At 65.0% G+C, this 10663-nt stretch carries 9 protein-coding genes; 3 read left to right on the top strand and 6 right to left on the bottom strand.

Features of this window, described 5'->3' with window-relative positions:
* Nucleotides 1-99 precede the first annotated feature (99 nt).
* The gene (locus AC07FD_RS34745; protein WP_478353485.1) at nucleotides 100-354 is read left to right on the top strand and encodes a DUF1344 domain-containing protein; all 255 of its coding nucleotides are present in this window, start codon (nucleotides 100-102) and stop codon (nucleotides 352-354) included.
* Between the two features lie 346 nt (nucleotides 355-700).
* On the opposite strand, the gene AC07FD_RS34740 is transcribed toward AC07FD_RS34745, so the two are convergent.
* On the bottom strand, nucleotides 701-1129 hold the full coding sequence (locus tag AC07FD_RS34740; RefSeq protein ID WP_095084380.1) for an Lrp/AsnC family transcriptional regulator: 429 nt from the start codon (nucleotides 1127-1129) through the stop codon (nucleotides 701-703).
* A 181-nt stretch (nucleotides 1130-1310) separates the two neighbouring features.
* Here AC07FD_RS34740 and AC07FD_RS34735 point away from each other — a divergent pair, with 181 nt between their 5' ends.
* On the top strand, nucleotides 1311-2414 hold the full coding sequence (locus AC07FD_RS34735; protein WP_478353484.1) for a saccharopine dehydrogenase family protein: 1104 nt from the start codon (nucleotides 1311-1313) through the stop codon (nucleotides 2412-2414).
* Nucleotides 2415-2712: 298 nt separating this feature from the next.
* Here AC07FD_RS34735 and lpdA read toward each other — a convergent pair whose 3' ends face one another.
* From lpdA to AC07FD_RS34715, 4 genes are all read right to left on the bottom strand, one after another.
* Nucleotides 2713-4104, bottom strand: coding sequence for a dihydrolipoyl dehydrogenase (gene lpdA / locus AC07FD_RS34730; protein WP_478353483.1), 1392 nt, complete (start codon nucleotides 4102-4104; stop codon nucleotides 2713-2715).
* A 246-nt stretch (nucleotides 4105-4350) separates the two neighbouring features.
* Nucleotides 4351-5673 (bottom strand): dihydrolipoamide acetyltransferase family protein, encoded by a 1323-nt coding sequence (locus AC07FD_RS34725; protein WP_478353482.1) that lies wholly within the window; start codon nucleotides 5671-5673, stop codon nucleotides 4351-4353.
* Nucleotide 5674: 1 nt separating this feature from the next.
* Nucleotides 5675-6688: an alpha-ketoacid dehydrogenase subunit beta gene (locus AC07FD_RS34720; RefSeq protein WP_095083894.1), complete on the bottom strand. Its 1014-nt coding sequence runs from the start codon at nucleotides 6686-6688 to the stop codon at nucleotides 5675-5677.
* Between the two features lie 2 nt (nucleotides 6689-6690).
* Entirely contained in the window at nucleotides 6691-7923 is a 1233-nt protein-coding gene (locus AC07FD_RS34715) for a thiamine pyrophosphate-dependent enzyme (protein ID WP_477224795.1), read from the bottom strand.
* 450 nt (nucleotides 7924-8373) lie between these two features.
* On the opposite strand from AC07FD_RS34715, the gene holA reads away from it, so the two are divergent.
* On the top strand, nucleotides 8374-9417 hold the full coding sequence (gene holA, locus AC07FD_RS34710; protein WP_478353481.1) for a DNA polymerase III subunit delta: 1044 nt from the start codon (nucleotides 8374-8376) through the stop codon (nucleotides 9415-9417).
* A 293-nt stretch (nucleotides 9418-9710) separates the two neighbouring features.
* On the opposite strand, the gene AC07FD_RS34705 is transcribed toward holA, so the two are convergent.
* The gene (locus AC07FD_RS34705) at nucleotides 9711-10598 is read right to left on the bottom strand and encodes a ParB/RepB/Spo0J family partition protein (protein ID WP_478353480.1); all 888 of its coding nucleotides are present in this window, start codon (nucleotides 10596-10598) and stop codon (nucleotides 9711-9713) included.
* Nucleotides 10599-10663: the final 65 nt, after the last annotated feature.

Raw genomic sequence — 10663 nt, 5'->3', positions numbered from 1 at the left:
AAGAGAGACAGATCCGGCAGCCAAGCGGACCGGATATCGAAGCCGCTCCGAGGCCAATGGCCGCCGGCTCCACAACCAGGCCAAAACGGGAAAGAGAACATGAAGAAGTCAGCTATCGCAGCCGCAATGATACTCGCCGCCGTATCGTCAACCGGTGCCTTCGCCAAGGCGGCCACCGGCACCATCGCCAGCATCGACAAGAAGGGCGATTCGATCACGCTCGCCGACGGCAAGACCTTCGTCTTGCCGGAGGGCATCGAAGCCGAGACGCTGAAGGTTGGCGAGAAGGTGGTCGTGACCTATTCGACCAAAGCCGGCAAGCTGGCGGCATCAAGCATCCAGCCGGCCAAATAAAGGCATGGGACCGAGCCGGGAGCGGCTCGGTCCTCCGCCGAGCGCGCCATGCACGGCGCATCGATTGCCCGTTGACGAGTATCGTTCGGGGCCTCGATGTGGCGGGGGGCTTTCCGCTGGCATTTGGTTAGCCGGCGATCCAGCTTGGGTTCCTCGCCCCCACCAGAGTGGGGGAGAGGTGGCTCGGCGCAGCCGAGACGGAGAGGGGGAACGGCGATGGCCGTGCCAGATGATCCGGAACCTTCCTTCGCCCAATGCCGCCCTATGAACACCCCTCTCCGGCCGCTTCGCGGCCACCTCTCCCCCGCTTCGCTGGGGCGAGGAACCCAAGTCCTCAGAAGTCAGCTCAGCGGTCGATGCGTGTCGACAGGATGATCGACGACAAGGTCCGTTCGACGCCATCCATCGCACCGATCTGGTCGAGCAGCATATCGAGGTCCCGGATCGACGGCGCGTCGACGATGACGATCATGTCGAAATTGCCGCTGACCGAATGCAGTGTCCGGACCGGCGCCAGCGCCTGCAGACCGCGCACCACCTTGTCGGCGAGTTTGGGCGTCACGGTGAGTAGCACATGCGCCCGCACCAGCCCCTGCTCGTAGTCCGGCGCCAGCCGGACGCCGTAGCCGGTGATGATGCCGCGCTGCTCCAGCCGTTCGATCCGGCTCTGCACCGTCGTGCGCGAGACACCGAGCTTGCGCGCAAGCTCGGCGGTCGAGGCACGCGCATTGTCGCGCAGCAGGGAGAGCAGGGCCTGCTCGGCTTCACTGAGCATTTCGACGATTCCCTTCGGCATAATGCACAATCAGCGTTTCGTTTCGAACAATTCCACGCTTCCTTTCGCCGGGCAAGCTGCGATTCTGATGCATGTCTCCCAAAAGTGCGCAGCGGTTTTGGGACAAACGACATGCACAAAACAATGTGCTGAGGTTCAGCTTTTGGGTGAGGGACGTTTCATGAAGAAAATTGTTGTTGTCGGCGCCGGCAAGATCGGCTCGACCATTGCCGAAATGCTCGCCGCCACCGGTGACTACCACGTCACTCTCGTCGACCGCTCGGCGGCCCAACTCGCTGCGGCCGAACTCCCGGCCACGGTTGCCACACTGGAACTCGACATCGAGGCATCGGGCGCGCTCGAGGCGGCCTTGGCCGGCAAGTTCGCGGTGCTCAGCGCCGCCCCCTTCCACCTGACCACGCGCATCGCCGAGGCAGCGGCAAACGCCGGCGTGCATTATCTCGACCTCACCGAGGACGTCGTCAGCACCAGGCGGGTCAAGCAACTGGCGCTTTCGGGCAAGAGTGCCTTCATCCCGCAATGCGGGCTGGCGCCGGGCTTCATCTCGATTGTCGCCAACGATCTCGCCAGCCGCTTCGATTCGCTGGAAAGCGTGCGCATGCGCGTCGGCGCGCTGCCGCAATACCCGTCGAATGCCCTGAACTACAATCTGACCTGGAGCACCGACGGCGTCATCAACGAGTATTGCGAGCCTTGCGAGGCGATCGTCGAGGGCGAGCTGATCGAAGTGCCGCCGCTGGAGGAGCGCGAGGAATTCTCGCTCGACGGCGTCACCTACGAGGCGTTCAACACCTCGGGCGGGCTGGGCACGCTGGCGGAAACGCTGAAGGGCAAGGTGCGCACGCTGAACTACCGCACCATCCGCTATCCCGGCCACGCCGCGATCATGAAGGCGCTGCTCAACGACCTTGGCCTCCGCCACCGCCGCGACGTGCTGAAGGACATCTTTGAAAGCTCCTTGCCGGCGACGCTGCAGGATGTGGTCATCGTCTTCGTCACCGTCTCGGGCCGCAAGAACGGCCGCCTGCTGCAGGAAACCTACGCCAACAAGATCTATTCCAAGCGCGTCGGCGACGTCGTGCGCAGCGCCATCCAGATCACCACCGCCTCCGGCATCTGCGCCGTGCTCGACATGCTGGCCGACGGGACTTTGCCCGCGGCCGGCTTCGTCAAGCAGGAAGACATCGCGCTCGACGCCTTCCTCGCCAACCGTTTTGGCCGCGCCTATGCGCAGCACGAAATGGTGAGCCGGCTCGCGAGCTGAGGCGCCGGCCTTACTTCTCTCCCGTGGGAGCAGGATGGGAGTGGAGGAGGAAGGGAGCCTGGAGGTTCGCGCCGTTCCTCTCCCCCGTCGATCGGGGAGAGGTGTCGAGCTAAGCTCGACGGAGTGGGGGTCGACCGGCTCAGGTGTTGTTATTTCAAGCCGGAGCGATGCCTCGCGCTGATTGCAGCCTGTGGTGAGCTGTCGACGGCTGTGCCTTCGAGGACCGGCTTCCCCCACTCCGTCGCTGCTTCGCAGCGCCACCTCTCCCCCCTTCCGGAGGGAGAGGAAAGCCACCACTTCAAATATGCAGCGCGTGCCCCAGCGCCTTGAGCGCCGCTTCCTGGAACCCTTCGCCTTGCGTCGGATGGGCATGGATGGTGCCGGCGATATCCTCCAGCCTTGCGCCCATTTCCAGCGCCAGGCCAAAGGCCGCCGCCAGTTCCGACGCGCCCTGGCCGACTGCCTGGATGCCGAGCACCAGATGATTGTCGGCGCGGGCAACGACACGGACGAAACCGTCTTCGCCGAGTTTCGTCATCGCCCGGCCGTTGGCGGCAAACGGGAACATGCCGATCTTGATCTCGCCGCCCGACGCCTTGGCCTCCTCCGGCGACAGGCCGGCCGTCACCAGCTCGGGATCGGTGAAGCAGACGGCGGGAATTGAGCGCTTGTCCCAGCTGCGCTTGTGGCCGGCAACGATCTCGGCGACCATCTCGCCTTGCGCCATCGCCCGGTGTGCCAGCATCGGCTCGCCGGTGACGTCGCCGATGGCGAAGATGCCACGCATCGAGGTGCGGCACTGGTCGTCGATGCGGATGAACTTTCCCGCCATGTCGAGGTCGATCTGGTCGAGCCCCCAACCTTCGGTCACGGGCTTGCGGCCGACGGTGACCAGGATTTTGTCGGCGGCAATCTTGGCGCTCTTGCCGTCCGATGTCTCGACCAGCAGCGCGCCGCCCTTGGTCCCCTTGGCCTTGGCGCCTGTCATCACCTCGATGCCGAGCGCGGCGAGCCGCTTGACCACCGGCCGCGTCAACTCGGCATCGTACTGCGCCAGCACGCGCGGCAAGGCCTCGACCACGCTCACCTCAGCGCCCATCTTGGCGAAGGCGATGCCGAGCTCGAGGCCGATATAGCCACCACCGACGACCGCGAGCTTCTTCGGCACTTCGCTCAGGGCCAGCGCCTCGGTCGACGAAATCACCGTGTCGCCGAACGGCAGGAACGGCAGCTCGACCGGCGCCGAACCAGTGGCGATGACGATCGTCTCGGCGCGGATCACCTGCACGCCGGTCTCGGTCTCGACCGCGACCGTCTTGCCGTCACGTAACGTCGCCCAGCCATGCACGGTCTTGACCCCAGCCTTCTTGAGCAGGCCAGCGACGCCACTGTTGAGCCGGCTTACGATGCCGTCCTTCCAGGCGACGGTCCTCGCAAGATCGAGCACGGGAGCGGTGACCGAGATGCCGAGCGGGCTGTTGCCGCCCACCATGTGGGACACCTTCTCGAACTCCTCCGCCGCATGGATCAGCGCCTTGGAAGGGATGCAGCCGACATTGAGGCAAGTGCCGCCCGGCTTGCCGGCCTCGACAATCACCGTATCGACGCCAAGCTGGCCGGCGCGGATGGCGCAGACATAACCGCCAGGGCCGGCGCCGATGACGAGCAGCTTGCAGGAGATTTCTTTCATCGTGGCATCCTAACTCGTTGTCGCGCTGGATCGGAAAGAACACTCCGTCGAGATCCTTCGCGCCCCCCTCTGTCCTGCCGGACATCTCCCCCACGAGGGGGGAGATTGGCTGCATCGGCGCTCCGCTCACTCCTCAAGCGGCGAAAATTGGCGAAAGCAGGTGTGACGTCCGATCTCCCCCCTTGTGGGGGAGATGCCTGGCAAGGCAGAGGGGGGCGCTGTCCCGCCGGCATCTCGATCGTTCCTTCAATCCACAAAAATCAGCGCCGGCGTTTCCAGCAGCGTCTTGATGCGCTGGATGAAGACGGCGGCGTCCCAACCGTCGATCACCCGATGATCGAAGCTGGAGGACAGGTTCATCATCTTGCGCGGCATGAACTGGGTGCCGTCCCACACCGGCCGCACCATCATCTTGTTGACGCCGATGATCGCCACTTCCGGATGGTTGATGACCGGCGTCGTCGCCACGCCGCCCATGGCGCCGAGCGAGGTGATGGTGATGGTCGAGCCGGACAGCTCGTCGCGTGTCGCCGTGCCCGACTTGGCCGCCTCGGCAAGCCTGATCACCTCGGCGCCGCACTCCCAGATGTCGCGCGCCTCGGCATGCTTGACCACCGGCACGACCAGCCCCGACGGCGTCTGCGCGGCTATGCCGATATGGATGCCGCCGTGCTGGTGGATGACGCCGGCCTCGTCGTCGAACAGCGAATTGAGATTGGGCTGGTCTGCTATCGCCTTGACCATCGCCCGCATCAGGAACGGCAGCAACGTCAGCTTCGGCCGCTCCCCCTTGGCCACGCGCCTTTCCTTGTTCAGCGCCGAGCGCAATTCTTCCAGCGCGGTGACGTCGATCTCCTCGACATAGGTGATGTGCGGGATGCGCGATTTGGACAGCGTCATTTTCTCGGCGATCTTGCGCCTCAGGCCCACCACCTTGATGTCCTCGACCGCGTCGTTGCGGGCGAGGCCGGACGCCTTGGCAACCTGCGGGCCGCGCGTCAGGAAGGCTTCGATGTCTTCGTGGCCGATGCGGCCGGCCGGACCGCTTCCCGAAACCTGCCGCAGATCGATGCCGGCCTCCTTTGCCCGCAGGCGCACCGCTGGCGAGGCCAACGGCTTTTCACCCTCCGGACGCGGTGCGCCGGAGACGGAAGGCCGCCGCGGGCTCTTCGAGACGGCCGGCGCAGGTTTCACGTCTGTCCCGCCCGCCTTTGGCGGCGCCTTCGCGGCCGGTGCGGCAGTTTCGGGCTTCGGGGTCGGCAGCTTCGCCGGCGGCTCGGCGGCGATCGCTTCAACGTCGCCGCCTTGCGGCTTTACATTCCCCTCGCCCGCCACCTTCAGCCGCACGATCGGCGAGCCGATCGCCACCGTGTCGCCGATCTCGGCGCCCAGCCACAGGATTTCGCCATCGACGGGCGACGGGATTTCAACCGTCGCCTTGTCGGTCATCACCGCGGCAAGCACGGTGTCCTCGCGCACGATATCGCCGATCTTGACGTGCCATTCGACGAGCTCTGCCTCGGCGACGCCTTCGCCGACATCGGGCAACTTGATGATGTGTTCGCCCATCTTAAGCTCCCATGGTTTCCAGCAGCGCCCGGCCAACGCGCGCCGGACCGGGGAAATAGTCCCACTCCTGGGCATGCGGGTAGGGCGTGTCCCAGCCGGCGACCCGCGCTACCGGCGCCTCCAGATGGTAGAAGCAGTTTTCCTGCACCAGCGCCGACAGCTCGGCGCCGAATCCGGAAGTCAGCGTCGCCTCATGCACGATGACGCAGCGCCCGGTCTTCTTGACCGAAGCGACGATTGCGTCGAGGTCGAGCGGCAAAAGTGTGCGGAGATCGATGATCTCGGCATCGATGCCGGTCTCCGCGACAGCCGCCTGCGCGACATAGACCATGGTGCCGTAGGCCAGCACCGTGACCGCCGAGCCCGGCCGGCGGATCGCCGCCTTGCCGAGCGGCACGGTGTAGTGGCCGTCGGCGACCTCACCCAGCTCATGCTTCGACCAGGGCGTCACCGGCCGGTCATGATGGCCGTCGAACGGCCCGTTGTAGAGCCGCTTCGGCTCGAGGAAGATCACCGGATCGGGATCCTCGATCGCCGCTATCAGCAGCCCCTTGGCGTCATGCGGATTGGATGGCACCACGGTTTTCAGCCCCGACACATGGGTGAACAGCGCTTCCGGGCTCTGGCTATGCGTCTGGCCGCCGAAGATGCCGCCGCCGGTCGGCATGCGCACCACGATCGGGCAGGTGAAATCCCCGTTCGAGCGGTAGCGCAGCCGTGCCGCTTCCTGGGTCAGCTGGTCGTAGGCCGGATACATGTAGTCGGCAAACTGAATTTCCACGCATGGCTTCAGCCCGTAGGCGGCCATGCCGATGGCCGAGCCGACAATGCCGGATTCGTTGATCGGTGCATCGAAGCAGCGGCTCTTGCCGTACTTGGCCTGCAGACCTTGCGTGCAGCGGAAGACGCCGCCGAAGAAGCCGACATCCTCGCCGAACACGACGACTTTGTCGTCGCGCCCCATCGACACATCCATGGCGTCGCGGATCGCCTCGATCATGGTCCGTCTTGGCATGGTCAGACCCCCGCCTGCTGGCGCTGGCGCCGCAGATGCGGCGGCATCTCGGCATAGAGCCCTTCGAACATGTCGCGCGTCGACGGCTTGCCGCCGGCATGCAGCGTGCCGTGGCTTTCGGCTTCCTTCTGCGCCGCGATCACCGTGTCGAGGATTTCGGCCTCGGCCTGCGCATGCCGCTCGTCCGACCAGACGCCGAGCTGGATGAGATGGTTCTTCAGCCGCACAATGGGGTCGCCAAGCGGCCAGGCGTCGGATTCGGTCTTTGGCCGGTAGGCCGAGGGATCGTCCGAGCTGGAATGCGCGCCGGCGCGGTAGGTGACATATTCGACCAGCGTCGGCCCGAGATTGCTGCGCGCCCGCTCGGCCGCCCATTTGGCCACCGCATGGACGGCGAGATAATCATTGCCGTCGACGCGCAGCGACGGAATGCCGAAGCCGAGGCCGCGGGCAGCGAAGGTGCCTGAGCCGCCACGCGCGATGCCCTGGAAGGTCGAGATCGCCCATTGGTTGTTGACAACATTGAGCACCACGGGCGCCTTGTAGGTGGAGGCGAACACCAGCGCCGAATGGAAGTCGGATTCTGCCGTCGAGCCGTCGCCGATCCAGGCGGCGGCGATCTTCGAATCGTTCGAGATCGCCGAGGCCATCGCCCAGCCGACCGCCTGGATATACTGCGTCGCCAGATTGCCGGAGATCGAGAAGAAGCCGTGCTCCTTCGACGAATACATGATCGGCAATTGGCGGCCCTTCAGCGGGTCGGCCTCGTTGGAGTAGATCTGGTTCATCATCGTGACCATCGGATAGCCGTCGGCGATGAGCAGCCCTGCCTGCCTATAGGTCGGAAAATTCATGTCGCCGGGGGCAAGTGCCTTGCGGAAGGCGCAGGCCACGGCCTCCTCGCCCAGATGCTGCATGTAGAACGACGTCTTGCCCTGGCGCTGCGCCATCTGCATGCGCGCATCGAAGGTTCGCAGCGTCATCATGTGACGCAGGCCGGCCAACAACTCGTCGCTGGAGAGCAACCCGGCCCAAGGGCCGACGGCTTCACCATTGCGGTTCAGCACCCGGATGATCGAGAACGCGTAGTCGCGGATGGTGCGCGGATCGACATCGATGTCGGGCCGCGGCACCGAGCCGGCTTTGGGGATGGGCACGTTGGAAAAGTCAGGCGTTCCGCCCGGCCGCACTTCCGGTTCCGGAACGTGAAAACGCAACATCCCAGCATCGGCCATGACCTTTGTCCTCCAATGTTGCCTGGCCCCAAATTTCCCTGGCCTAAACTTCCCCGGCCAAGGATATTTGCATATCTGCGCTGCCAGACCAGTGCGAATTCGTCTGGGTAAGCCTTCAGGCCTCGGTCCCAGCCGCGCCGGCCTCCCCGGCACAACATGAAGATATGTCCGCGAAATTTCTTGTCGATGTTGAGCAGGGATGCGCAATTAGGAACAAGGTTGGGCAATGTTTCCGGCCAGATAAGGTGATTGGTGGCAAGACCTGGGTTCCTCGCCCCCGCGAACCGGGGCGAGGTAGCCGCGAAGCGAACGGAGAGGGGGCTTTCGTAGAGCGCAGTCCCCCTCTCCGCCTCGGCTTCGCCGAGCCACCTCTCCCCCACTTCGGTGGGGGAGAGGAAACCCAAGCTGGAAACCGTTCACTCCGCCCCAGCATCATGCTAACCACCCCCCATGGCACAGAAGAAAGCTTTCGAGGTCGATTCCTGGCTGGCCCGTCCGGACCAGCGCATCTCGATCGTCCTGCTTTACGGCCCCGATCGCGGGCTCGTCGCCGAGCGCGCCAAGGCCTTTGCCGAAAAGACCGGCCTGCCGCTCGACGATCCATTCTCGGTGGTCAGGCTCGACGGCTCCGAGGTTGACCGCGACGAGGGCCGGCTGCTCGACGAGGCGCGCACCGTGCCGATGTTTTCCGACCGGCGCCTCTTGTGGGTGCGCAACGCCAGCGGCCAGAAGGCGTTGGCCGATGACGTCAAGGCGCTGACCGCAGAGCCGCCCCGCGACGCCATCATCCTGATCGAGGCCGGCGATCTCAAGAAGGGCGTCGGGCTGCGCGCCATCGTCGAGGCGGCGGACAACGCCATGGCCCTGCCCTGCTATGCCGACGAGGCCCGCGACATCGATGCTGTCATCGACGATGAATTGCGCAAGGCCGGCATGTCGATGACGTTGGAGGGAAGACAGGCACTGCGCCGCAACCTCGGCGGCGACCGGCTGGCCTCACGCGGCGAGATCGAAAAGCTCATTCTCTACGCCCATAACCAGAAGGAGATCGGGCTGGAAGAGGTCAGGGCGATGTCAGGTGACGTGTCCGGCGCCTCTTTCGATGACGCCGTCGACGCACTGCTCGAAGGTAAGGTCGGCGATTTCGACACCGCCTTCACCCGGCATTGCCAGTCCGGCGGCCAGCCATTCCTGGTGCTGTCCTCGGCGATGCGGCAGTTGCAGGCGATCCAGGCGATGCGTGGCCAGATGGAGTCTGCCGGCCGCAACGCCGCCTCGGTCGTTGCCGCCGCCCGCCCGCCGGTTTTTTTCTCGCGGCGCAAGCTGGTGGAGAAAGCGCTGGAGCGCTGGAGCAGCGAAGCCCTCGGTCGCGCGCTGACCCGGCTGCAGACCGCTGTGCTGCAGACGCGGCGGTGCCCGGATCTCTCCGTCGCACTGGCGCGCCAAGCACTGCTTGGCATTGCGGTGGAAAGCAGCCGGCTGGCGCAGCGGTAGTTTTGGGACTGACGGCTCAGCCGTCGAGGTCAGCGCCGCCCCTCATTGCCCTGCTGGGCATTTCTCCCGTGAACGGGGAGAAAGAGGCTGGCCGCTACGCTGGCGCTATTCCTGCGACGTTGGCGATTGTCGAAACCGGTGATGACAGCGTCCCTCGCCCCGTTTACGGGGAGAGGATGCCGGCAGGCAGGTGAGGGGCGACGCTGGCGTGCCAAGCACTTGGAATGACGATTGAATTCCATTTGAGTGAGCCCTTGTTAGATCAGCCTTCCAGCAGAATATTTGTCGGCTAACTACCGCTCCTGCTTCAGCCGGCGGCATAGCTCGTCGAGCTGCTCCAGCGACCGATACGCGACACGAAGCGTGCCGCCTTTGCTCTTGTGGTCGATCGACACGATCATCCCGGTCGTATCGGTCAACAGCTTTTCCAGCGCTAGCGTGTCGGCGTCCTTCTGTTCCGGGCTTGCCGCCGGCTTGGCTTCCTTTGTCGTGCTGCCGGCCGGCAACTGCGCCAGCGCCTCCGCCTGGCGCACCGAAAGCCCTTCTTCGACGATGCGCTTGGCAAGCCCGGCCGGATCCTCCGCCGTCACCAGGGTGCGGGCGTGGCCCGCCGACAGCGCGCCGTCGACCAGCATGTCGCGGATCACATCCGGCAGCTTCAAGAGCCGCAGCGTGTTGGCGACATGGCTGCGGCTCTTGCCGATCACCTGGCCGAGATCGGCCTGGGTGTAGCCATGATCGTCGATCAATTGCTGGTAGCCAAGCGCTTCCTCGACCGCGTTGAGGTCGGTGCGCTGGACGTTCTCGATGATCGCCAGTTCGAGCGCGGTGCGGTCGTTGACCTCGCGGATGATGACCGGTATCTCGTTCAGCCCGGCGCGTTGCGCCGCACGCCAGCGCCGCTCGCCAGCGATGATCTCGTAGCGGCCGGCCTGTGTCGGCGACGGCCGCGCCACCACCGGCTGTACGACGCCATGCTCGCGGATCGAGTGGGCAAGGTCGGTGAGCTCGGCCTCGCCGAAATGCCGGCGCGGATTTTTCGGATTTGGGGTCAGGAACTCGATCGGCACCTTGCCGTCGGCGCTCATCCCCGGCTTTTCGGGTGCCGCAGGACGATCGATCTCGCCGATCAACGCTGCCAGTCCCCGCCCCAGTCTTTTTCTCGAAAGGTCTTCGCTCATAACACTTCCAGTTATATTCCAGATCGTTTCGGTATCGAATCGGCTCTTAATTAAGCATTCCGGCT

This window comes from Mesorhizobium waitakense (assembly GCF_056431085.1).
The sequence above is the reverse complement of the archived record's forward strand: the minus strand, read 5'-3'. Positions and strand labels throughout refer to the sequence as shown.